The organism is Vibrio comitans, assembly GCA_024346835.1.
GTDB classification, from domain to species: Bacteria; Pseudomonadota; Gammaproteobacteria; order Enterobacterales; family Vibrionaceae; genus Vibrio; species Vibrio comitans.
Map to the genome: position 1 here is coordinate 706084 of AP024866.1, position 24008 is coordinate 730091.

General features: G+C 45.3%; 19 protein-coding genes. 18 read left to right on the forward strand and 1 reads right to left on the reverse strand.

Annotation, left to right across the window (positions count from 1 at the left end; genetic code table 11):
- The first annotated feature begins 162 nt into the window (after nt 1–162).
- On the forward strand, nt 163–3294 hold the full coding sequence (locus tag OCU46_RS03340; protein ID WP_141269467.1) for an HD domain-containing phosphohydrolase: 3132 nt from the start codon (nt 163–165) through the stop codon (nt 3292–3294).
- A gap of 88 nt (nt 3295–3382) precedes the next feature.
- Here the strand turns inward: OCU46_RS03340 and map are convergent, their stop codons facing one another.
- Nucleotides 3383–4261 carry a type I methionyl aminopeptidase gene (map, locus tag OCU46_RS03345; protein ID WP_141269465.1) on the reverse strand — a complete coding sequence of 293 codons (879 nt, stop codon included), beginning with the start codon at nt 4259–4261 and terminating at the stop codon, nt 3383–3385.
- Nucleotides 4262–4608: 347 nt separating this feature from the next.
- Between map and rpsB the strand changes: the two genes are divergently transcribed.
- From rpsB to accA, 17 genes are all read left to right on the forward strand, one after another.
- Nucleotides 4609–5340 (forward strand): 30S ribosomal protein S2, encoded by a 732-nt coding sequence (gene rpsB / locus OCU46_RS03350; protein ID WP_141269463.1) that lies wholly within the window; start codon nt 4609–4611, stop codon nt 5338–5340.
- A 131-nt stretch (nt 5341–5471) separates the two neighbouring features.
- Nucleotides 5472–6314 (forward strand): translation elongation factor Ts, encoded by an 843-nt coding sequence (gene tsf, locus OCU46_RS03355; RefSeq protein WP_141269461.1) that lies wholly within the window; start codon nt 5472–5474, stop codon nt 6312–6314.
- A gap of 149 nt (nt 6315–6463) precedes the next feature.
- On the forward strand, nt 6464–7195 hold the full coding sequence (gene pyrH / locus OCU46_RS03360; protein WP_141269459.1) for a UMP kinase: 732 nt from the start codon (nt 6464–6466) through the stop codon (nt 7193–7195).
- 57 nt (nt 7196–7252) lie between these two features.
- The gene (frr, locus tag OCU46_RS03365) at nt 7253–7810 is read left to right on the forward strand and encodes a ribosome recycling factor (RefSeq protein ID WP_017032657.1); all 558 of its coding nucleotides are present in this window, start codon (nt 7253–7255) and stop codon (nt 7808–7810) included.
- 99 nt (nt 7811–7909) lie between these two features.
- Entirely contained in the window at nt 7910–8665 is a 756-nt protein-coding gene (locus OCU46_RS03370) for an isoprenyl transferase (protein WP_141269457.1), read from the forward strand.
- 10 nt (nt 8666–8675) lie between these two features.
- Nucleotides 8676–9521: a phosphatidate cytidylyltransferase gene (locus OCU46_RS03375; RefSeq protein WP_141269455.1), complete on the forward strand. Its 846-nt coding sequence runs from the start codon at nt 8676–8678 to the stop codon at nt 9519–9521.
- Between the two features lie 24 nt (nt 9522–9545).
- On the forward strand, nt 9546–10742 hold the full coding sequence (ispC, locus tag OCU46_RS03380; protein ID WP_141269453.1) for a 1-deoxy-D-xylulose-5-phosphate reductoisomerase: 1197 nt from the start codon (nt 9546–9548) through the stop codon (nt 10740–10742).
- Nucleotides 10743–10753: 11 nt separating this feature from the next.
- Complete coding sequence (rseP, locus tag OCU46_RS03385) at nt 10754–12109, forward strand: sigma E protease regulator RseP (RefSeq protein WP_141269451.1); 1356 nt, start codon at nt 10754–10756, stop codon at nt 12107–12109.
- Between the two features lie 46 nt (nt 12110–12155).
- Nucleotides 12156–14594: an outer membrane protein assembly factor BamA gene (bamA, locus tag OCU46_RS03390; RefSeq protein WP_141269449.1), complete on the forward strand. Its 2439-nt coding sequence runs from the start codon at nt 12156–12158 to the stop codon at nt 14592–14594.
- Between the two features lie 17 nt (nt 14595–14611).
- Complete coding sequence (locus tag OCU46_RS03395; RefSeq protein ID WP_141269447.1) at nt 14612–15121, forward strand: OmpH family outer membrane protein; 510 nt, start codon at nt 14612–14614, stop codon at nt 15119–15121.
- A gap of 6 nt (nt 15122–15127) precedes the next feature.
- Complete coding sequence (lpxD, locus tag OCU46_RS03400) at nt 15128–16147, forward strand: UDP-3-O-(3-hydroxymyristoyl)glucosamine N-acyltransferase (RefSeq protein ID WP_141269446.1); 1020 nt, start codon at nt 15128–15130, stop codon at nt 16145–16147.
- 107 nt (nt 16148–16254) lie between these two features.
- Entirely contained in the window at nt 16255–16686 is a 432-nt protein-coding gene (fabZ, locus tag OCU46_RS03405) for a 3-hydroxyacyl-ACP dehydratase FabZ (protein WP_186811078.1), read from the forward strand.
- Between the two features lies 1 nt (nt 16687).
- Complete coding sequence (lpxA, locus tag OCU46_RS03410) at nt 16688–17479, forward strand: acyl-ACP--UDP-N-acetylglucosamine O-acyltransferase (protein ID WP_141269444.1); 792 nt, start codon at nt 16688–16690, stop codon at nt 17477–17479.
- A gap of 90 nt (nt 17480–17569) precedes the next feature.
- Nucleotides 17570–18712 carry a lipid-A-disaccharide synthase gene (gene lpxB, locus OCU46_RS03415; protein WP_141269442.1) on the forward strand — a complete coding sequence of 381 codons (1143 nt, stop codon included), beginning with the start codon at nt 17570–17572 and terminating at the stop codon, nt 18710–18712.
- Nucleotide 18713: 1 nt separating this feature from the next.
- On the forward strand, nt 18714–19331 hold the full coding sequence (rnhB, locus tag OCU46_RS03420; RefSeq protein WP_141269440.1) for a ribonuclease HII: 618 nt from the start codon (nt 18714–18716) through the stop codon (nt 19329–19331).
- 85 nt (nt 19332–19416) lie between these two features.
- On the forward strand, nt 19417–22896 hold the full coding sequence (dnaE, locus tag OCU46_RS03425; RefSeq protein ID WP_141269438.1) for a DNA polymerase III subunit alpha: 3480 nt from the start codon (nt 19417–19419) through the stop codon (nt 22894–22896).
- 46 nt (nt 22897–22942) lie between these two features.
- Entirely contained in the window at nt 22943–23902 is a 960-nt protein-coding gene (accA, locus tag OCU46_RS03430; RefSeq protein ID WP_141269436.1) for an acetyl-CoA carboxylase carboxyl transferase subunit alpha, read from the forward strand.
- Nucleotides 23903–24008: the final 106 nt, after the last annotated feature.

The following is a 24008-nucleotide window of genomic DNA, read 5'->3' on the forward strand; positions in this document are numbered from 1 at the left end:
CACTACCTTTGATATTTCCTTATTTTGTGAGTGATAGCAAGGCAAACCTCGCTTATTGAAACAGTAATACATTGATTGAATTAAGAAAAAGCTAATATATTCAGTCACTTTATCTATGTTGTTCTAATCTAAAAGAGCTAGGACTGCGGATATGAGGGCAAGATGAAAAGGCGTTTTTCGATAAAGTTTACGGTGATTAGCTTATTTATTCTCACTACGTGCCTCACCGCCACCGTTGCTATAGGTCTGCAGTATTACTTTAGTAAACAGCAAGCGCTCGATAGCGCTCAACAGAAATATAAGAATGTTGCTGAAGTAGTCAGCCGAGAAGTGAAGAGCTTAGACAAAGTGTTCACTACGTTGACACTGTTACTCTCAGGTCTGGAACAGGATTTTGAGAGATTCGATGAAAACACCATTGCTAGAGATGCGTTTAGTCGATTAATGCAGGAAGATCAGTTGTTTTACAGCGCATATCTTGCAAGGGACAATGGGCATTTTTTTCAGCTTATCAATTTGGATTCGGCTTCGGAGCTACGCCGAGACCTAAACGCGACCGCCTCAGATCGTTGGGTCATGGTTGAAATCCAACAACTCGGGCAAGACAGAATAAAAACGACGACGTATTTTAACGAGGACTTTCAACGTCGAGGTAAGGTCACAGAAGCCAGTAAATTTAATGCCGTACTACGACCTTGGTTCTTAGGGGCGCAGAATAATAATATCTACAAGACAGAGCCTTACTTGTTCCACAATATTCAAGTGAGTGGGCAAACTTATTCCTCTAAAATCCCTAATTCAGCGTACGGTAGTGTGTTAGGTATAGATGTCATGGCCGAGACGCTCTCAGATAGAATAAAATCGCGATTGGGAGAGTCAATTACCCAGTTGCCTAGTGACTTTTATGTTTACGATGCTACCGGCGCACTAAAAGCCTCATCAAATGATCGAAAACTACTTCCCCTTCCTAAAGTTACCCCCCTCGCACTGACTGCTGAGCAGAAAAGCTTCGTTGAGTTAGCGGGAAACATTGAAGTATCCAGTCAAACCGACTGGCCACCTCTCGATTTTTCGGTGCGAGGTGCTCCTGCTGGATATTTCGTAGATGTCATGCGGATAATTTCCTTGAAGACAGGCGTGAATTTTAAGTTTATCAATGGCATTAGCTGGTCTGAATTGGTTGAAGAGTTTAAGCAAGGCGATATTGATATTCTCTCTCCTGTAGCTGATAACGCCGTCAATAGAGATCTGGGGGAGCTTAGCTTACCACTTGCCACGTTTGATTTTGCTATCACTGCGCTTGATGATTCACCTAACCAGCTAAAGCAATTATCGGGCAAAAAACTCGGTATTTTGAAGGGTTGGTCAGTTATTAAGAATATAGAAACCAATCATCCAGCGATACAAATCGTTGAACTAGATAGCCTGTATACGGGATTGCTCTCATTATACAGTGGTGAGGTTGATGCGGTTATTGACTTACAGGTAATCCTAGACAGTACGGTTAAACAGCATTTCTTTAAGGGGCTGACAACCCGAGTTGTCAATTCAAAACAAGAACTTAACTCTACAAATACCTTTCATATGGCGATGAAAAATCTATCGCCGGAGGTAATTGATATCCTCAACTCAGCGGTTGAAAGTCTTTCTGATGATGAAATTCGCTTCCTTGAAAAGAAGTGGTTTTCCAAGGGGAGTCCGAGTGGGGTAGTACCGTATGAATTCTTGATTGAGGCGACTCAAAATGAAGCCTTGCGAGATGGCTTACACCAATTTGAAGCCGATGGAGAAAGCCATTTTGCTTATATTCGACAGATAGATTTGTTCGAACATGGCGAAGAATACATGAGTATTACCATTCCGGTAGAGTCATTACTTGATGCTGCACTAAGTAATGTTGCTACTGCCACTCTTGGTTCTGCTGCGTTATTGGCGCTATTGATTCCTCTAGCTAGAGTTTTTTCGCGCCCGATAGTGGTGCCGATCTTGGCGTTAATTGAAGAGACAAAAAAGGTTAGAGACCGTCAATATGCCAGCGTGAAACCTGTCTCATCAAACATAACAGAGATTCATCAGCTTTCTGAGTCCATTACTACAACGGCTACTGAACTATCAGAGTATGAGAGGCAACAACAAGCCTTTGTGGACGCTTTTATTAAATTGATCGCGCAAGCCATTGATGACAAATCACCATACACGGCAGGGCATTGTAATCGCGTTCCAGAGCTTGCCATTATGCTGGTGGAACATGCTGAAAAAGCCGGTGATGGTATATTTTCTGATTTCCAATTTGCCAGTGATGCCGAGCGACGCGAGTTCAGAATAGCCGCTTGGTTACATGATTGCGGTAAAATCACCACTCCTGAACACATCGTCGATAAGGGCTCAAAGTTAGAAGCGAATTACAACCGAATTCACGAAATCCGCACTCGATTCGAGGTGATGATTCGTGATCAAATCATCGCTTTTTACCAACAGCAATCACCAGATGTTGCTCCTGATCTAGATGAAGCGCTGCAAGCGGATATTGAGCAACTGAAGCAAGAGTTTGCAGACGTAGCAAAAGCGAATGTCGGTGGCGAATTTATGGATGACGAGTCGGTAGAGAGAATTAAACAGATCGCAACACGCAGTTGGAATCGCTATTTAGATGACCAGATTGGCTTGTCTCCGGAAGAACAGCGCCGACTTGAAGCGCGAGGAATTCGCTCTGTGACACCGGCAAAAGAATCGTTACTCGCTGACAAACAAGAACACCTATTCAAGCATCCGTCACCGATTGAGTATGATCCTAGTTTTGAGATCAAAATGAAAGTGCCGGAGTATCTGGCAAATCAAGGTGAGGTTTACAACCTGACTATCCGCAAAGGGACATTGACCGAGGAAGATAGGTTTAAGATCAACGAGCACATCATAAGCACCATCAAGATGCTCGAGCGGATGCCGTTTCCAGAAGATCTTTCTAAGGTGCCTCGTTATGCCTCTACCCACCATGAGACTATGAAGGGAACCGGTTATCCAAGACAGTTGAAGGGAGAAGAGCTTAGTGTTCCAGAGCGAATCATGGCCTTAGCAGACGTGTTTGAAGCATTGACTGCCGCGGATAGACCATACAAAACTTCAAAAACATTGAGCGAGTCGCTAAAGATCATGAAATTTATGGTGCTTGATGAGCACTTGGACAAAGAGGTATATCGACTCTTCCTAAGCAGTAAAACCTATTTGGACTACGCCGAGAAGTACTTGTCGCCAGAACAAATCGATGAGATTGATGTAGAGGAATATTGGGTATAAAGCTGTCAAATAGGTTGGGATAACATAGGCTGAAGCATTCAGCTTATTCCAAGTACAAAAAAGCCAGCACTAGGCTGGCTCTTGTGAATTATTTGTTCACCATAAGGCGCGGTATCGATTCTTCATTACGCAGAGTCAGAACCTCACAACCGTCTTTAGTAACGACAATTGTATGCTCCCACTGAGCTGAGTTTTTCCCATCACCCGTGTAAACAGTCCAATCATCGTTCGCATCGATAGAACAGCCAAATTTGCCTGCATTAATCATTGGTTCAATGGTAAAGCACATGCCTTCTTTTAATACACGACGGTCGAAGTTTTTGTAGTGCACCACTTGTGGTTCTTCGTGGAACTCATTGCCAATACCGTGACCGCAGAAATCCTTAACAATAGAGAACTTGTTACGAGGGTTCTTTTTGTTGTTTTCTTTAATGTATTTTTCGATCGCTGTACCGATTTCGCCTACAGTCGCGCCAGGCTTAACCTGCTTCATACCAAGATAAAGCGCTTCTTGAGCTACCATACAAAGACGTTTGTCGCTTGGGTTTACATCGCCAATCAAAAACATCTTAGAGGTGTCACCGTGGTAACCTTGCGGACGAGTGCTAAGGTCGGCGTTCTCATCGTCAGGAATAATAACTGTGATATCGATATTTACGATGTCACCGCTTTTCAGTACTGCAGGTTTCTTTTGACCATTGCTACCAACAGCGTCTTCTTCTGCTGGGATACCATGGCAGACGATATGGTTGATTGAAGTACAGATAGACTTAGGGAACCCGTGATAATCAAGCGGAGCAGAATACGCACCGTTTTCCAGGGTAAATTCGTGACAGATTTTGTTCAGTTCTTCAGTAGACACCCCTTCTTTTACGTGTGGGGCTATCATCTCTAAAACGTCGGCTGCTAATTTGCCGGCAACGCGCATTTTTTCGATTTCTGCTTCAGTTTTGATTTTTATCGACATGCTGTACTCAGTTAACTCTTGCTTCAATTGCCTATATTCTAACAACACTGGGCACACTCGCAAATGAAAATAAAACTCAAGTAGGGACGTCTTTCGTCTCTTAAGTGAAATAAACGTGATATTTCTGGTAATCGAGGCCGAAAATATGGTATAAAGCGCGCCGAGATAGATTCCATTGTCTTCCTATTTTGAATAGGGCGATGTGGTTTTCTATGTCACAAACTTAATTTACTTAAATCACACACATTTCGTCACATGTTTCGGGGTGCTCCAGTTTGCTGCTGCAAATAGAGGGAGTCGAAACCATGGGGAATGTGGAGGCCTAACCCCAATTAGAGGATTTTAAAATGGCAACTGTATCAATGCGCGATATGCTTAAAGCTGGTGTTCACTTCGGTCACCAGACTCGTTACTGGAACCCAAAAATGAAGCCATTCATCTTTGGTGCTCGTAACAAAGTTCATATCATCAACCTAGAAAAAACTGTTCCTATGTTCAACGAAGCTCTAACTGAGCTTGCTAAAGTTGGCGAGAAAAAAGGTAAAGTTCTTTTCGTTGGTACTAAACGCGCTGCATCTGAAGCTGTTAAAGAAGCTGCTATCGCAAGCAACCAATACTACGTTAACAACCGCTGGTTAGGCGGCATGCTAACAAACTACAAAACTGTTCGTCAGTCTATCAAGCGTCTTAAAGAACTTGAAGTTCAAGCTCAAGATGGCACTTTTGAGAAACTAACTAAGAAAGAAGCTCTAATGCGTACTCGCGAAATGGAGAAGCTAGAGAAATCTCTTGGTGGTATCAAAGATATGGGCGGCCTTCCAGACGCTCTATTCGTAATCGACGCTGATCACGAGCACATCGCAGTTAAAGAAGCGAACAACCTAGGTATCCCTGTATACGCTGTTGTAGATACTAACTCTAACCCAGACGGTGTTGATTACATCATCCCTGGTAACGACGATGCAATCCGCGCGGTACAACTTTACCTAAACGCTGCAGCACTATCTGTGACTGAAGGTCGTAACAAAGACGTTGCTACTGCTGCTGACAAAGACGGTTTCGTAGAAGAAGCTGAGTAATAGCGGCTCCAAGTCACACTTAGTTGTTTGCCGGGAAACCGAACAGCAGATAAACTAAGTGCTAGTATGCATCAGGGGCCCCAATTTAGGCCCCTGAATTTTACCTTTTGAATCAACTTGAGGATTAGAGAATGGCTGTAACTGCTGCTCTAGTAAAAGAACTGCGCGACCGTACTGGCGCAGGTATGATGGACTGTAAGAAAGCTCTTACTGCTACTGACGGTGACATCGAACTAGCAATTGAAAACATGCGTAAATCTGGCGCTGCTAAAGCTGCTAAGAAAGCAGGCAACGTAGCTGCTGAAGGCGCAATCATTGTTAAAGATGCAAACGGCGTTGCTGTTCTTCTTGAAGTTAACTGTCAAACTGACTTCGTTGCTAAAGATGCAAACTTCACTGCATTCGCTAACGAAGTAGCAGACGCTGCTCTAGCATCAAAAGCTTCTGTTGAAGAGCTACAAGCACAATTCGAAGAAGTTCGTATTGCACTAGTTGCTAAAATCGGTGAAAACATCAACATCCGTCGCGTACAGTACGTTGAAGGTGCTGAAATCGCTTCTTACCGTCACGGTGAGAAAATCGGTGTTGTTGTTGCTGGTGAAGGCGACGCAGAAACACTTAAGCACGTTGCTATGCACGTTGCTGCTTCTCGTCCAGACTTCCTTAACCCTTCAGACGTACCTGCTGAAGTAGTTGAGAAAGAAAAAGCGGTTCAAGTTGAAATCGCTATGAACGAAGGCAAACCTGCTGAGATCGCAGAGAAGATGGTTATCGGCCGCATGAAGAAATTCACTGGCGAAATCTCTCTAACTGGTCAAGCGTTCGTAATGGAACCAAAGAAATCTGTTGGTGAAGTTCTTAAAGAGCGTGGCGCAGCAGTAACTAACTTTGTTCGTCTAGAAGTTGGCGAAGGCATCGAAAAAGCGGCAGAAATGAGCTTTGCAGATGAAGTAGCTGCAGTTCAAAAAGGTTAATCATTAGCCTTAGCGAATACCAAAAAGACCGTGGCAATTGCTACGGTCTTTTTACGAATAAACGTTTAAGTTTAACCGTAGCGAATAGGGATTTACTCAAGTCCCCATCCTCAACTGTTAATCGATAACTCTTTTAGAAGGTATACTTCATGACTACAAATCCTAAACCAGCATATCAGCGTATCCTGTTAAAACTGAGTGGTGAGGCTCTTCAAGGCGAAGAAGGCTTTGGTATCGACCCAACTATCCTAGAGCGCATGGCTCAGGAAGTGAAAGAGTTAGTTGAGCTAGGTGTAGAAGTAGGTGTAGTTATCGGCGGTGGTAACTTGTTCCGTGGTGCTGGCCTTGCAGAAGCGGGCATGAACCGCGTAGTGGGCGACCACATGGGTATGCTAGCGACAGTGATGAATGGTCTAGCTATGCGTGATGCACTACATCGTGCATACGTTAATGCACGCGTAATGTCAGCAATCCAACTTAAGGGCGTGTGTGACGATTACAACTGGGCAGACGCTATTCGTGAGCTTCGCCAAGGTCGCGTAGTGATCTTCTCTGCAGGAACTGGTAACCCATTCTTCACAACTGACTCTGCTGCGTGTCTTCGTGGTATCGAGATCGAAGCTGATCTAGTACTTAAGGCAACAAAAGTTGACGGCGTATACAATGCTGACCCAGCAACGAACCCAGACGCTGAACTTTACAGCAAGTTATCGTACAATGAAGTACTAGAGAAAGAGCTTAAGGTTATGGATCTAGCTGCATTCACATTGGCACGCGACCATAACATGCCAATTCGTGTATTTAATATGAACAAGCCAGGCGCACTGCGTCGCGTGGTGATGGGTGAGGCTGAAGGTACTCTTATCAGCAACGCTGAGTAATCACCCAAGCACAACTTAGGTAGGTCATTAGACCCCGATAATTTCAAAGGTGAAATCGTGATTAACGAAATCAAGCAAGACGCGCAACAGCGCATGGAAAAAAGCGTTGAAGCGCTAAAGAACACTCTTTCAAAGGTGCGTACAGGTCGTGCTCACCCAAGCCTTCTATCTGGTCTTTCAGTTGAGTATTACGGTGCTCCAACGCCTCTTAACCAAGTAGCAAACGTTGTTGCTGAAGATGCACGTACTCTAGCAATCACTGTATTTGATAGAGAGCTTGCACCTAAGGTTGAGAAAGCAATCATGCAATCTGACCTAGGCCTAAACCCTATGTCTGCAGGTACGGTTATCCGTGTACCACTTCCACCGCTTACAGAAGAGCGTCGTAAAGACCTAGTTAAGATCGTTCGTGGTGAAGCTGAAGGCGCTCGCGTAGCTATCCGTAACATCCGTCGTGATGCAAACAGCGATTTCAAATCTCTTCTTAAAGACAAAGAAATCTCTGAAGATGAAGATCGTAAAGCACAAGACGAGATTCAAAAGCTAACTGATGTTGCAGTTAAGAACGTTGATGATGTTCTAGCATCAAAAGAAAAAGAATTGATGGAAGTTTAATTAAACTGGTCATCGATTGACTGCTCAAACGCTGCACCCTACAGTGCAGCGTTTTTTTCTGCTATTATCTCCCTCCTGTTAAATGTACCTAATCCTTTTATGTCTGACATACCTGTAACATCAAGCGCTCTTCCTCAGCACATTGCTATCATCATGGATGGTAACGGACGCTGGGCAAAATCACGTGGCAAGCCAAGAGTTTATGGCCACAAGAAAGGAGTAAGTGCAGTTCGAAAGACCATCACTGCCGCAGCAAAACTTGGTGTGAAGTCAGTAACCTTATTTGCATTTAGCAGTGAGAATTGGCGCCGCCCTGAGGAAGAAGTCAGTCTTCTCATGGAGCTGTTTATTACTTTGTTAACCACTGAAGTGAAGCGTTTGCATAAAAACGATCTTAAACTGAGGATTATTGGTGACAAAAGTGGCTTCAACTCTCGTTTACAGAAAAAAATAGCGGAAGCTGAAGAGCTGACACAAGATAATACAGGTTTAGTGATCAATGTTGCTGCCAACTATGGCGGTAAATGGGATATCACTCAGGCCACGAAACGTATTGCTGAGAAGGCAATGCGTGGTGAGATTCAGCCGGCGGATATTACTGAGCAGCTAATCTCACAAGAAGTGTGCCTAGCGGATTTACCTGAGGTGGATCTTTTGATTCGTACCAGTGGTGAATCACGCCTAAGTAACTTTTTACTATGGCAAGTGGCTTATGCAGAGTTTTACTTCTGTGAGAAGCACTGGCCAGACTTTGACGAAGACGGCTTAGCCGAAGCTATCTCTTGGTATGTCAATCGCGAGCGTCGATTTGGCTGTACTGGAGACCAGATCAAAGCATTAATGGACAATAAATAAGGAAGTCGCCTTGAAGCAACGCATTATTACGGCACTGATTCTAGCCCCTCTAGTCATCCTCGGGGTGTTCATGTTGCCGCTATCGGGCTTTATGCTCATGCTTGGTTTTATTACTCTACTTGGACTGTGGGAGTGGACCCAGTTTGTGGAAATGGGCACTCGAGCTCAAAAAATGGTACTGCTTTTCGCCTCCTTTCTTATCCCATTTCTGTTTATTCCAGAGAGCGTACTCAAACTATCCGAATTGACCGGAGCATTACTTGTTGTCGTCGTTGGTGGTGCAATTTGGTGGCTGATTGCGAGCGTTCTAGCGATTACCCATCCTAAATATACCGCGTCTTGGAAAGACTCCCATTTGCTGCGTTTCGTCTTTGGCGTACTCACCTTAGTGCCTTTCTTTTGGAGTATCGCAGCACTGCGCGCTATCGATATTGATACCGACTTTTATTACGGTGCTAAGCTGGTTATGTATGTGTGTGCTCTGGTATGGGCTGCAGACAGCGGTGCTTACTTTGCGGGTCGCAAATTTGGTAAGCATAAAATGGCACCAAACGTGAGCCCAAACAAGACCATTGAGGGGCTGATTGGCGGCATTATAGTTGCTATGTTAATTGGTTGGGGACTGACCATTTGGTTCGGCCTTGAGTTCTCTACTCCTTGGTTAATGATGTTACTCACCCTTGTTACTGTGGTTATTTCGGTATTGGGCGATCTTGTGGAGAGCATGTTTAAGCGTGTTGCTGGCATCAAAGACAGCAGTAACATCATTCCGGGTCACGGTGGGGTATTGGATCGCATCGACAGCCTAACCGCAGCGTTTCCGGTATTTACCGTTCTTTATTTCATGTTGCAGTAAACGGCACTTGACTGGTCAATTAGCATGAAAAACATCACTATTTTAGGTGCTACCGGTTCAATCGGTAGTAGCACCCTTAAGGTTATCGCGCAGAATCCTCAGCGATATCGCGTATTTGCTCTTGGTGCGGGTAGTAACCATGCTCAAATGTTTACTCTTTGCCAACAGTGGCAGCCTAAATATGCCGCAATGGCGGATAAAACGGCGGCTTTAATCTTACAAAAAGAACTAGCGGCTATTGGCTGTAAAACTGAGGTTCTAGCGGGAGAAGAAGGGCTTTGCCATATTGCCTCGCTAGCTGACGTTGATATGGTCATGGCGGCAATTGTTGGCGCAGCTGGCTTGTTATCGACAATGGCAGCGGTCAAAGCGGGCAAACGAGTTCTGTTAGCCAATAAAGAAGCGCTAGTGATGTCCGGTCAACTGTTTGTTGATGCAGTGAAGCAACATGGTGCAGAGCTGATGCCTGTCGATAGTGAACACAATGCTATCTTTCAATGTCTACCTCAGAGTATTCAAACTAACTTGGGCCACTGCAATCTTGATGAAGCTGGTGTTCACAAGATCCTGCTTACAGGCTCAGGTGGGCCATTTCGCTACAGCAATATAGAAAGCTTAACATCGGTGACCCCTGAGCAAGCTATTGCTCATCCAAACTGGTCGATGGGACCAAAGATCTCTGTAGACTCTGCCAGCATGATGAATAAAGGCCTAGAATATATTGAGGCTCGCTGGTTGTTTAATGCGAATAAAGAACACCTTCAAGTGGTTATTCATCCTCAATCTGTGATTCACTCAATGGTGCAGTACAGCGACGGTTCTACGCTTGCACAGATGGGTGAGCCTGATATGTGCACGCCAATAGCCTTGACGCTTTCTTATCCACAGCGCGTAGAAGCGGGCGTTAAGCCATTGGACTTCACTGAAATGGGAGAGTTAACCTTTATCAAACCAGACTTTGCTCGATATCCGTGCTTGGAACTGGCGATTGAAGCTTGTTATAGTGGGCAACACGCGACAACGGCGCTAAATGCAGCCAATGAGATTGCAGTGGACGCGTTTTTGCAACGCCGGATAGCATTTACGGATATTGCGCGAGTAAATGGTGCTGTAATGAACAAGGTTTGTGCAACTGAGCAAGCCAACCAATTGGATAGCTTGGAAAGCTTGATAGAGCTAGATAGAATGGCGCGCATTCTCGCTCGCGAGCAACTAGGTTAAGGATAGACGTCATGACCTCCATATTATGGAATTTTGCTTCATTTATTGTTGCGCTGGGCATTTTGGTCGCAGTTCATGAATATGGCCATTTCTGGGTTGCCCGTAAGTGTGGGGTTAAGGTACATAAATTTTCTATCGGTTTTGGTAAATCTATCTGGAAAAAGATAGGTAAGACTGGAACCGAGTACTCTATTTCGGTGATTCCACTTGGTGGCTACGTCAAAATGCTTGATGGGCGCGTAGAAGAAGTTGCCGACCATGAACGAAACCAAGCCTTCGATAAAAAGAAACTGTGGCAGCGAAGCGCAATTGTTGCTGCGGGACCTGTTGCCAATTTCCTTTTTGCCCTCTTAGCCTATTGGTTCGTATTCCTGATTGGTATTCCAGCAGTGAAGCCAGTAATTGGTGAGGTAACTCCCAATTCTATCGTTGCACAGGCTGGGATTCAGCAAGGTATGGAACTAAAGTCCATCGATGGCGTCAAAACCGCGGATTGGGAATCAGTTAACATGCGCTTGATTTCGCGTATTGGCGATGATCAAATGACGGTAACGGTGACTTCCCCAGAGGAATTTGGTCAAGAACAGACCCTAGTAGTTGACCTTAACGGCTGGAACTTCGATCCAGAGAAAGAGTCAGCTATGGGAACGCTAGGCTTTAGGCCGTATTCACCAGAGATTTACTTGACGTTTGCTCACGTTCAAGAAGGCGGAGCCGCTGAGAAAGCAGGCCTTGAGGTTGGAGACACGGTTTTATCAGTGAATGGTAACTCTGTGAGCGAGTGGCAAGATTTTGCCTCTATGATCCGCGATAATCCCGGCCTACCATTGCAACTCGAAGTTAATCGCAATGGTATGACTGTGCCTATTACTCTTACTCCTGGTGTACGAGAAACCAGAGACGGGGACATGGGCTTTGCTGGTGTATCTCCTGAAGTGGGTGAATGGCCTGAAGAGTACCGATTTGATCTGAGGTTTGGCCCAGTAGAGTCGGTCGGTAAAGCGATTGAGAAAACGAAGCAGGTGATCTCTCTTACGCTGAGCATGTTGAAAAAATTAGTCGTGGGTGACGTAGGATTGAACAATCTGAGTGGCCCGATATCTATAGCCAAAGGAGCTGGAGCGACAGCAGATTATGGTTTAGCTTATTTTCTTGGCTTTTTAGCCTTAATAAGCATTAACCTAGGAATTATCAACTTGATGCCACTGCCTATATTGGATGGCGGGCACCTGTTGTTTTTTGCGGTCGAAGCGGTGATTCGTCGCCCGGTACCAGAGAAAATTCAAGAAATGGGGTACCGCGTCGGTGGCGCAATTGTGTTTGCACTGATGTCTATCGCAATTTTAAACGATTTTATGCGACTGTAGTCCAACAGGACTAACAGCGTATTTTTATAGGAAGTTAGAAGTCGATATGTCGCTAAAACGTATCCTGCTTACCGCGTTACTACTTGGAAGTAGTGCTGTTCACGGTGCAGAAAATTTTGTAGTTGAAGATATAAGAATCGAAGGTTTGCAGCGCGTTGCATTAGGTGCTGCATTATTGGAGATGCCCGTTCGTGTTGGCGATGATGTCAGCTCAAAGGATGTATCAGACATCATTAAATCTTTATACCGCTCTGGCAACTATGAAGATGTGAAGGTGTTGCGCGATGGCAACGTGTTGGTCGTTCGTGTTACAGAGCGTCCAACTATTGCGAGCGTATCCTTCTCTGGCAACAAAGCCATTGAAGAAGAGCAGCTACAACAAAACCTAAATTCATCTGGTGTTCAAGTGGGTGAGGCATTAGACCGCACAGCATTGAGTACCATAGAGAAGGGACTTGAGGACTTCTACTACAGTGTGGGTAAATACAACGCGTCTGTACAAGCCGTTGTAACGCCTCTTCCTCGTAACCGTGCTGACTTAAAGTTTGTCTTCTCTGAGGGCGTTTCAGCCAAGATCCAACAGATTAACTTCATCGGTAATACCGTCTACACAGATAGTGAACTGCTATCGCGCTTTAACCTAAATGTTAACGTGCCATGGTGGAACTTCATGGCCGATGATAAATACCAGAAGCAAGTACTAGCCGGTGATCTGGAAGCACTAAAATCTTACTACCTTGATCAGGGCTACCTTAAGTTTAAGGTCGACTCTAGCCAAGTGGCTATCTCACCGGATAAGAAAGGGGTCTACATCACTCTATTCTTAGATGAGGGTGAGCAGTACAAGGTTGAAGATGTTGAGGTGCGCGGCGAGTTGATCGGTAAGCGCGAAGAATTTGAGGGAATGAATCCGTTCGAGAAAGGTGACGTTTATAGTGGCGGCGCTGTTACTGGAATGGAAGAGTCCATAAAGCGAGTGCTTGGCGAATCGGGTTATGCTTACCCTAACGTACGCACCATCCCTGAATTTGATGATGAGAACAACACAGTATCTCTAGTAGTCAACGTAGAAGCGGGTAATCGTATCTATGTTCGTGACATTCGCTTTGTGGGTAATAACACCACCAAAGATGAAGTACTGCGACGTGAAATGCGTCAAATGGAAGGTAGCTGGCTGAACTCGAGAAACCTAGAGACAGGTAAGACTCGTTTGAACCGTTTGGGCTTCTTTGAAACCGTTGATGTTCAGACTGTTCGAGTACCAGGTACTGCTGACCAAGTGGACGTTGTGTACTCTGTGAAAGAAGCAAACTCAGGTAGTGTTAACTTTGGTGTAGGCTATGGTACTGAATCTGGTATCAGCTTCCAGGTTGGCCTTCAACAAGACAACTTCTTAGGTACGGGTAATCGCGTTGGTATTAACGCAATGATGAACGATTACCAACAAAACGTCAGCTTAGAATACCGTGACCCATACTGGAACCTCGATGGTGTGAGTTTGGGTGGTAAGATCTTCTACAACAAATTTGAAGCCTCGGAAGCGGGTATCGTCGACTATACCAATGAAAGTTATGGCGGTTCTTTAACTTGGGGTTTCCCATTCGATGAATTGAACTTCTTCGAAGTAGGTCTTGGCTATACGCACAACAGTTTGTCAAACCTTGACCCATACGTTCAGATTGAACAATTCCTTCAATCTCAAGGTGATAACTACGATCCGATCAATAATACGCTCGATACAGACGATTTTGATGTTTCTCTGACATGGACGCGTAATAATCTAAACCGCGGTATTTTCCCAACCTCAGGTAACCACCAACGCCTGACGGGTAAAATGACGGTTCCAGGTTCTGACGCCCAGTACTTTAAGGTTCAGTATGATGCGAGACAGTACTTCCCTCTGAACCAGAAGCAGAGCTTTGCACTATTGCTACGTGGCCGCTTAGGTTATGGTAATGGCTATGGTAAGACAGATGGTAACGATAACCTGTTCCCATTCTACGAGAACTTCTATGCCGGTGGCTTTACTACGCTACGTGGCTTTGGCTCTAACTCAGCAGGTCCAAAAGCCGTGTATAACGACCCAACAGGTTGTTCTGGTAATGGCGGCGGTAACAACCCATGTTACTCTGCAACCGACGAGTCAGCCGGTGGTAACGCGACCATGCTGGGTAGTATCGAGTTAATTGTACCGACTCCGTTTGCGGGGGATAGCTTCCGTAACCAGATCCGTACCAGTGTCTTCTTTGATATTGCAAGTGTATGGGATACAGAATTTACTGATGTAGCGATTGATGAGAATCTGCCTGGTTCTAAATACTACTACGACTATTCAGACCCGTTCGCATTCCGTGCATCGGTTGGTGCAGCATTACAATGGATGTCACCGATGGGGCCTTTGGTCTTCTCGTTGGCAACCCCAGTAGAAATTTATGAGGGTGACGATAAAGAGGTCTTCACCTTTACAATTGGTAGAACCTTCTAATCTTTGAGGAAAAAACTTTGAAAAAACTAATTAAAGCAGCTGGCCTAAGCCTTGTAGTTCTATCAGCATCTTTGGTAGCGAATGCTGCAGAAGCTGCGCAGAAGGTTGCATACGTGAATACCGCTCAGATCTTCCAAGAACTGCCTCAGCGTGAGGCTGTTCTTAAAACTCTTCAAGATGAGTTCAAGGATAAATCTGCAGAGCTAAAAGAAATTGAAAATAAGATTAAGAGCAAAATGGACCAAGCGCGTCGTGACGGCGAACTGCTTGGTGACGATGGTGTTCGTAAGCTACAAATCGAGATTGCAGGCCTTGAGGCAGAGTACAAGCTTAAGGGTCAATCTCTAGAGCGTGACGGTCAGCGTCGTGAAGCTCAGGAGAAGCAGAAACTATTCAAAGTTATCCAAGATGCAATCGCGGTAGTTGCAAAGCGTGAAGGTGTTGACATGGTTGTAGACGCACAAGCTCTACAATACGCAAAACCTGAACTGGATCTATCTCAAAAAGTAATCGACGAGCTTAAGTAATCAACTATGACAAAACTGACGCTAAAACAACTTGAACAAATCACGGGTGGCACACTGTATGGTGACCCAGATGCTACGGTTTCTTCTGTGGCAGCGATGGATAAAGCTGTAGAAGGGCAGATTACCTTCTTGTCTAATCCTCGCTACAAGAAGCAATTGCCAGAGTGTAAAGCGTCAGTGGTCATGGTTAAAGAGAGCGAGCGAGAGCACTGCATTGGCAATGTTCTTGTTGTTGCTGACCCTTATGTGGCGTATGCCAAGGTTGCTCAAGCATTGAATAACCCTGAAGTACCTGCAGTTGGAATCTCAGCGTCGGCATTTATTGCTGACGACGTGACCTTAGGAAGCAACGTTTCCGTGGGCCCAAATGCCACTGTAGAATCTGGCGCAGTACTTGGTGATAATGTTTGCATTGGCGCAGGTGCCTATGTAGGTAAAAACGCTAAGATTGGTGCCGGCACTTGGTTGTGGGCTAACGCGACTATCTACCATCATGTAGAAGTGGGTGAGCGTTGTGTATTCCACTCAAGTTCTGTTATCGGTGCTGATGGTTTTGGTTATGCAAACGAACGTGGTGAGTGGATTAAGATCCCACAAGTTGGCTCGGTAAAAATCGGCGACCGTGTCGAGATTGGTGCGAGCACTACTGTAGATAGAGGTGCCCTAGATGACACCATTATCGAAAGTAACGTGATTCTGGATAACCAACTTCAGATTGGTCACAACGTGCGTATCGATTACGGCTCTTGTATTGCTGGCGGTACTGTCGTTGGTGGTAGTACCCATATCGGCAAATATTGTATTATTGGTGGCGGCGCGGCCATCTCAGGGCACTTGGAAATAGCAGACGGGACAATGATCTCAGGTCGAGCTATGATCCTTAAGAGTATTACTGAGAAAGGGGTATACTCCTCTGGTATGCCGGCACAACCTAATAGGGAGTGGCGCAAATCTGTCGCTCGCCTAAATAGGCTAGAAGACATGCTGAATCGCCTCGGCGAGATTGAAAAAAGGCTTGGCGAATAAAGTTAGCATCAAGGCCTGCAATAAGCAGGTCTTTTTAGTCTATAATTCTCAAATAAATTAAAGCGTTACATTAAAGGAACTGAACTTTGACTTCTGAAAAAAAGACCATGGATATAATGGAGATCCAATCTCTTCTTCCACACCGTTACCCGTTTCTACTTCTTGACCGAGTAACCGATTTTGAAGAAGGTAAATACCTGATTGGTTTGAAAAACGTGAGCTTTAACGAACCTCAGTTCCAAGGCCACTTTCCTCAATTACCTGTTTTCCCAGGGGTTCTTATCCTAGAAGCGATGGCTCAAGCAACTGGCCTACTTGCGTTCAAAACCTTTGGTGAACCAAAAGAAAATGAATTGTACTACTTTGCTAGTGTTGACCAAGCGAAGTTCCGTAAACCTGTTAGCCCTGGTGACCAAATGATCATCGAAGTAGAGCTGTTGAAAAACCGTCGTGGTATCGCGATGTTCAATGGTGTTGCTAAAGTCGATGGTGAAGTTGTTTGTTCTGCAGAACTGAAATGTGCTCGTCGAGAATTCTAATATGATTGATCCTACTGCAAAAATTCACCCTACTGCAGTTATTGAAGGTAATGTAAAGATTGGTGCCAACACAACGGTAGGCCCGTTTACATACATCAGTGGCGATGTAGAGATTGGTGAAGACAATGAGATTATGTCTCATGTCGTAATTAAGGGTTTGACCAAGATTGGTAATGGAAACCGTGTGTTCTCTTTTGCTATTTTGGGTGAAGAAAACCAAGATAAGAAATACCAAGGCGAAGCGACGCAACTTATCGTTGGCGATCGCAATGTGATTCGTGAAAGCGTGCAAATGCATCGCGGTACGGTTCAAGATAAAGGCATTACTCAAGTAGGTAGCGACAACCTATTTTGTGTAAATGCGCACATTGCACATGACTGTGTGATTGGTGACAATGTTATCTTGGGCAACAATGCGACACTTGCAGGTCATGTAAAGGTACAAGATTTTGTTATCTTGACTGCTTTGGTTCCTGTGCATCAGTTCTGTACTCTTGGGGCTCATGCCTTTGTTGGCGGTGGCTCAACAGTTGCACAAGATATACCGCCATTTGTAATGGCACAAGGCAATCACTGTAGCCCTATCGGTATCAACTCTGAGGGTATGAAGCGTCGCGGCTTTGAGAAGCAAGACATTCTAGCTGTACGTCGCGCGTTCAAAACGTTGTACCGCTCAGGCCTAACCTTAGATGAAGCTAAGGTAGAGATTGCTCAATCAGCTGAAGAGTACCCAGCGGTTAAGCAGTTCTTGGATTACCTAAATAATGATGTTAATCGTGGCATCATTCGCTGATTTCAGTGTTTAGTTGACCCTCTAAAAGATCGCTGTAATGGGCGGTCTTTTTGTTTATATATTTCAGGAAAACCCTCAGGAGAGCCTAGTATGAGTCGACCATTACGTATCGGTGTTGTTGTCGGAGAATTGTCCGGAGACACTCTTGGCGAGGGGCTTATTAAAGGGATCCAGCAACGCTACCCTGATGCAGAATTTGTCGGTATTGCTGGGCCGAAGATGCAAGCTTTAGGTTGTCGCTCTCTGTTTGATATGGAAGAGCTTTCAGTCATGGGCATAGTCGAGGTGTTAGGCCGGTTACGTCGCATCCTGCACATTAAGAAAGAAGTCGCTAAGTTTTTTAAAGAGTGGCAACCGGATGTATTCATTGGTATCGATGCCCCGGATTTTAATCTGCGCCTTGAGCTAGAACTGAAAAATGCAGGGCTTAAAACCGTGCATTACGTCAGTCCATCGGTATGGGCATGGCGACCAAAGCGTATTTTTAAGATTGATGCAGCTACAGACCTTGTCTTAGCATTCTTACCTTTTGAAAAGGCTTTCTACGATAAATACAATGTAGCCTGTGAGTTTGTTGGGCATACACTCGCCGATGCAATTCCTTTACACTCGAGTAAATCAGAGGCTCGCGAGCGCTTTGGCTTGCAGCAAGATAAACGCTGGATAGCGCTTTTACCAGGCAGTCGTCGTGGCGAGATTAAGCTAATGGCAGAAGACTTCATTGGTGGCTGTAAACTACTTCAAGAAAAGTACCCAGATATAGGCTTTATTGTGTCTGCTGTGAACCCAGCAAGACGAGCGCAATTTGAAGAAGTGTGGCAACAAGTCGCGCCTGAGCTTGATTTTCAAATAATAGAAGAGAATTCAGCTCGCAACATTATGGCCGCTGCCGACTATGTTTTGCTCGCTTGTGGTACTGCTGTATTGGAAGGCATGTTGGTCAATCGTCCAATGGTTACCGCTTATAAAGTGAATAAACTGAGCGGGTTTATTGCCAAGCGTATGATGCTCAATAAATACTATAGCTTGCCCAATCTTCTTGCTGATGAAGAACTCCTGAAGGAGTTGATCATGGAAGAGTGTAATGCACAAAACATCTTCGAGGCCATGCAAAATATTATTGATGGCGATACCTCTTATATGACAGAAAAATTCACAGAGATGCACTCTTGGATCAAGCGTGACGCTGATAAACAGGCAGCGAACGCTGTATTGAATTTGATAGGCAAGTAATATGGCTAAAGCAAAAGTGGAATTGCCAGCGTTTGAATATCCACAAGGGTATGAATTATTTGCTGGCGTGGATGAAGTTGGACGAGGTCCATTAGTAGGCGATGTAGTGACTGCTGCGGTGATCCTCGATCCCAATAACCCTATTCAAGGTTTAACAGATTCAAAGGCATTGTCTGAGAAAAAGCGCCAAGCGCTCTTTCCAGAGATAAAAGAAAAGGCGTTAGCTTGGTCTGTCGGTCGCTGTTCTCCAGAGGAAATAGATAAGCTTAATATTCTTCACGCGACGATGTTAGCTATGACCCGAGCTATTGAAGGTCTTTCAGTACAGCCTGATTTCGCTTTGATTGATGGCAATCGAGTTCCCGATCTTGCTATGCCAGGATTGGCGGTGGTCAAAGGTGACTTAAGGGTTGCTGAGATAAGTGCGGCTTCTATCATTGCTAAAGTGGTACGCGATGAAGAAATGATCGAGCTTGATAAAAAACACCCTGAATTTGGTTTTGCAAAACACAAAGGCTATCCGACTAAGGCGCATTTTGAGGCCATTGAGCAACATGGCGTGATCGCAGAGCACCGCAAGAGTTTTAAACCCGTTAAACGAGCTTTGGGCTTAGATTAACCTCAACTCGAAACATCTTAATCCTAAAATTTGAATTCCTTCTCCAAAATAGAGATTAATGGACTAACGGAACAACAGAGTAATTATGACAGAGCCTAGGTTTATACATTTACGCGTCCACAGTGACTTTTCCATGGTAGATGGTTTGTCTAAAGTGCCACCTTTGGTCAAAAAGGTAGCCGAAATAGGCATGCCTGCAATGGCGCTTACCGATTTCACCAACCTGTGTGGCCTAGTGAAATTCTATAATACCGCTCATGGCTCTGGCGTTAAGCCCATTATTGGTGCTGACTTTACCATGCAGTCGGACGAGTTTGGTGAAGAACTCACTCGTCTAACCGTTCTTGCTGCCAACAATCAAGGCTATAAAAATCTAACTTTATTGATCTCAAAGGCTTACCTCAGAGGACACGTTCAGCATCAGCCTGTTATTGATAAGGCTTGGCTTGCTGAGCTCAATGAAGGGTTAATCGTCCTTTCTGGCGGCAAGAGTGGTGAAGTAGGCAAGGCACTCCTTAAAGGAAACCATGATCTTGCGGCGCAAAGTGTCGCGTTTTATCAGCAGCATTTTTCAGACCGATTTTATCTTGAGTTGACGCGAACAGGTCGCGTTGATGAGGAGAGCTACCTCCATTTTGCTCTTGAGTGTGCAGAGAAATATCAGTTGCCTGTAGTGGCAACCAATGAAGTGGTGTTTGTTAATCAAGACCAGTTTGACGCCCACGAAATACGTGTTGCTATCCATGATGGTTACACGCTAGAAGACCCTCGTCGTCCTAAAAATTACAGTGCTCAGCAATACCTTCGCACTGAAGAGGAGATGTGTGAACTCTTCTCTGATATTCCTGAAGCGTTGCAAAACAGTGTCGAAATCGCCAAGCGCTGTAACGTTACCGTTCGTCTTGGAGAGTATTTCCTACCGAACTTTCCTACCGGTGACATGACCATTGAAGACTTCTTGGTTCACAAGTCCCAAGAGGGTCTTGAAGAGCGCCTAGAATTTCTATTTCCTGATCCTGCCGTTCGACAGCAGAAGCGTCCGGAATATGATGAACGCTTGCAGATAGAGCTAGACGTAGTTAACCAGATGGGCTTCCCAGGTTATTTCTTGATCGTAATGGAGTTTATCCAGTGGTCTAAGGATAACGATATTCCGGTAGGCCCTGGCCGTGGTTCAGGTGCGGGTTCTTTGGTGGCTTACGCTCTCAAAATTACCGACCTTGACCCTTTAGAATACGACTTACTGTTTGAGCGATTCTTGAACCCTGAGCGTGTCTCCATGCCCGATTTCGATATCGATTTCTGTATGGATAAGCGTGATCAGGTTATTGATCACGTTGCTGAACTGTATGGGCGTGATGCGGTTTCGCAGATCATCACCTTTGGCACCATGGCTGCAAAAGCGGTTATCCGCGATGTAGGTCGTGTGCTAGGGCACCCGTACGGTTTTGTCGACCGAATCTCTAAGCTAGTACCGCCAGATCCTGGTATGACACTCGCTAAAGCATTTGATGCTGAGCCACAAATGGGTGAGCTGTATGAAGCAGATGAAGAGGTTAAAGACCTCATCGATATGTGTCGTATCCTTGAAGGCTGTACTCGTAACGCAGGTAAGCACGCCGGTGGTGTGGTTATCTCACCAACTACGATCACCGACTTTGCTCCTATCTACGCCGATGCTGAGGGTCAGTTCCCTGTTACTCAGTTCGATAAGAATGACGTAGAAACTGCCGGCCTCGTGAAGTTCGACTTCTTGGGCTTGCGTACGCTGACGATAATCGACTGGGCCCTAGGCCTGGTGAACCCGCGTTTAGAGAAAAGTGGGCAAGAGCCGATTCGAATTGAGTCTATTCCGCTGGATGATCAGGCTTCCTTTAGACTGTTGCAAAACTCAGAGACTACGGCGGTATTCCAGTTAGAGTCTCGAGGCATGAAAGACCTTATCAAGCGTCTTCAGCCGGACTGTTTTGAAGATATTATCGCATTGGTAGCACTGTTCCGTCCGGGGCCTTTGCAATCGGGCATGGTAGATAACTTTATCGACCGTAAGCACGGCCGTGAGGCTATCTCTTACCCTGATGAAACCTGGCAACATGAATCACTCAAAGAGACGCTAGATCCAACCTACGGCATCATTCTCTATCAAGAGCAGGTCATGCAGATCGCACAGATCTTGGCAGGCTACACGCTAGGTGGAGCAGATATGCTTCGTCGTGCGATGGGTAAGAAAAAGCCTGAGGAGATGGAAAAGCAGCGATCTATCTTCAAAGAGGGTGCAGAGAACAACGGTGTCGATGGCGAGTTGTCGATGAAAATCTTCGACTTAGTAGAGAAGTTTGCGGGTTATGGCTTTAACAAATCGCACTCAGCCGCTTACGCTTTGGTGTCTTATCAGACACTGTGGCTGAAAACGCACTATCCGGCAGAATTCATGGCTGCGGTAATGACCGCAGATATGGACAACACCGAAAAAGTGGTTGGACTGGTCGATGAGTGCATTCGCATGGGGCTTAAACTGCTTCCACCGGATGTTAATTCAGGCCTTTATCGCTTCAATGTCGATGACACTGGCGCAATTGTGTACGGTATTGGCGCCATTAAAGGCGTGGGTGAAGGTCCTATTGAAAGCATCATCGAAGCGCGAAATAAAGATGGCCACTTTAAAGATCTGTTCGATTTCTGTGCTCGCATTGACCTTAAAAAGTGTAATAAGCGCGTTATTGAAAAGCTTATACAGGCCGGAGCGCTTGATCGTCTAGGGCCTCACCGAGCCGCTATGATGGCTTCGGTAGATGCCGCAGTAAAAGCAGCCGGTCAATATCATCAGGCTGAGGCCTTTGGTCAAAGCGATATGTTTGGCGTATTAACCGATACCCACTCCGATGTTGAGCAGGCGTATGCCCAAGTTCCTGAATGGCCAGAGAAGGTATGGCTAGAAGGGGAGCGAGAAACCCTTGGTTTATACCTAACGGGACATCCAATAAATCTCTATCTTCGTGAACTGGCTAAATACACCAGTTGCCGATTGAACAATGCCACACCAACAAGACGCGACCAATCTGTTACCCTAGCAGGGCTGGTTATTGCTGCTAAAGTGATGACGACTAAGCGAGGAACGCGGATTGGTATACTCTCGCTGGATGACCGTTCAGGCCGAATGGAGGTGATGCTTTTCTCAGATGTGTTAGAAAAGTATGCAGAATTGGTAGAAAAAGATAGAATTGTAGTGGTTTCTGGACAGGTCAGCTTTGATGATTTCAATGGTGGCCTTAAAATGACGGCGCGTGAGGTTATGGATCTTGGCCATGCTCGCGAAAAATACGCCTCAGGACTCAGTATTTCGATATCAGAGTCTCAAATCGATGCCCAGTTCTTCGAACGCTTTAGTCGAGTGTTGGAACCGCATCGCGCTGGTACTATTCCAGTCAATATTTATTATCAACGTAGCGACGCAAGAGCTAAGCTCTCTTTGGGAGTGGAATGGCGAGTCACGCCAACCGATACGTTGATTGACGATTTAAAGCAGTTGCTTGGTAATGACCAAGTGGAACTCGAATTTAACTGATGACAGAACACGCTGTCTTCAGCTCAAAAGAATGAAGGAATGCTAGATGACTTTGAACTTTCTAGAGTTTGAAAAGCCAATTGCAGAGCTAGAAGCAAAGATTGAAGCCCTGCGCGATGTAAGTCGACACGGTGGAGAAGAGGGAGTTGATCTGGACAAGGAGATTGCTTCCCTTGAAAAGAAGAGCCTAGAGCTGAAGAAAAAGATCTTTGGTGATTTAGGTGCATGGCAGGTAGCTCAGCTAGCTCGTCATCCACAACGCCCTTACACATATGACTACATTGAAAACGTGTTCACTGAGTTCGATGAACTGTGTGGTGATCGTGCGTTTGCTGATGATAAAGCTATCGTTGGCGGTATGGCTCGTCTAGATGGTCGCCCTGTGATGATCATCGGTCATCAAAAAGGTCGTGAAACTAAAGAAAAAGTTATTCGTAACTTTGGTATGCCTAAGCCTGAAGGCTACCGTAAGGCGTTGCGTCTGATGGAAATGGCTGAGCGCTTCAATATGCCAATCATTACCTTTATTGACACTGCCGGTGCTTACCCAGGTGTTGGTGCTGAAGAGCGTGGTCAATCTGAAGCTATCGCAACTAACCTTAAAGTTATGGCGGGGCTAACCGTTCCAGTTATCTGTAACGTGGTTGGCGAAGGTGGCTCTGGTGGTGCACTTGCTATTGGTGTAGGTGACTATGTGAACATGCTTGAGTACTCAACGTACTCAGTGATTTCTCCAGAAGGTTGTGCTTCAATTTTGTGGCGTGATTCTGATAAAGCCCCTCAAGCAGCCGAAGCTATGGGTCTAGTGGCTCCTCGTTTGAAAGAGCTTGGTTTGATTGATGAAATCATTTCTGAGCCTCTAGGCGGCGCACATCGCGATCCTGTACATACCGCTGAAAATGTTAAGAGTACTTTGATTGCTCAGCTGAAAGAGCTTGAAGGCAAAAATAACGAAGAGCTTCTAGAGCGTCGTTATGACCGTCTAATGAGTTACGGCTACTGCTAATCTAGGTAACTAGATTACGAATGATTTATTGTTAAAGGTGAGCTTGGCTCACCTTTTTTGATTGTGCTTATACCAATCACACTAAGTAAGTGATCAGAAATAGTAT

Excerpts from the sequence above, each read along its gene's own strand:
- fabZ (WP_186811078.1), top strand. The coding sequence starts at position 16,255 with ATGGATATAATGGAGATCCAATCTCTTCTTCCACACCGTTACCCGTTT.
- dnaE (WP_141269438.1), top strand. The coding sequence starts at position 19,417 with ATGACAGAGCCTAGGTTTATACATTTACGCGTCCACAGTGACTTTTCC.
- tsf (WP_141269461.1), top strand. The coding sequence starts at position 5,472 with ATGGCTGTAACTGCTGCTCTAGTAAAAGAACTGCGCGACCGTACTGGC.
- lpxA (WP_141269444.1), top strand. The coding sequence starts at position 16,688 with ATGATTGATCCTACTGCAAAAATTCACCCTACTGCAGTTATTGAAGGT.
- bamA (WP_141269449.1), top strand. The coding sequence starts at position 12,156 with ATGTCGCTAAAACGTATCCTGCTTACCGCGTTACTACTTGGAAGTAGT.
- accA (WP_141269436.1), top strand. The coding sequence starts at position 22,943 with ATGACTTTGAACTTTCTAGAGTTTGAAAAGCCAATTGCAGAGCTAGAA.
- pyrH (WP_141269459.1), top strand. The coding sequence starts at position 6,464 with ATGACTACAAATCCTAAACCAGCATATCAGCGTATCCTGTTAAAACTG.
- OCU46_RS03340 (WP_141269467.1), top strand. The coding sequence starts at position 163 with ATGAAAAGGCGTTTTTCGATAAAGTTTACGGTGATTAGCTTATTTATT.
- rnhB (WP_141269440.1), top strand. The coding sequence starts at position 18,714 with ATGGCTAAAGCAAAAGTGGAATTGCCAGCGTTTGAATATCCACAAGGG.
- rseP (WP_141269451.1), top strand. The coding sequence starts at position 10,754 with ATGACCTCCATATTATGGAATTTTGCTTCATTTATTGTTGCGCTGGGC.
- map (WP_141269465.1), bottom strand. The coding sequence starts at position 4,261 with ATGTCGATAAAAATCAAAACTGAAGCAGAAATCGAAAAAATGCGCGTT.
- OCU46_RS03370 (WP_141269457.1), top strand. The coding sequence starts at position 7,910 with ATGTCTGACATACCTGTAACATCAAGCGCTCTTCCTCAGCACATTGCT.
- lpxD (WP_141269446.1), top strand. The coding sequence starts at position 15,128 with ATGACAAAACTGACGCTAAAACAACTTGAACAAATCACGGGTGGCACA.
- ispC (WP_141269453.1), top strand. The coding sequence starts at position 9,546 with ATGAAAAACATCACTATTTTAGGTGCTACCGGTTCAATCGGTAGTAGC.
- rpsB (WP_141269463.1), top strand. The coding sequence starts at position 4,609 with ATGGCAACTGTATCAATGCGCGATATGCTTAAAGCTGGTGTTCACTTC.
- lpxB (WP_141269442.1), top strand. The coding sequence starts at position 17,570 with ATGAGTCGACCATTACGTATCGGTGTTGTTGTCGGAGAATTGTCCGGA.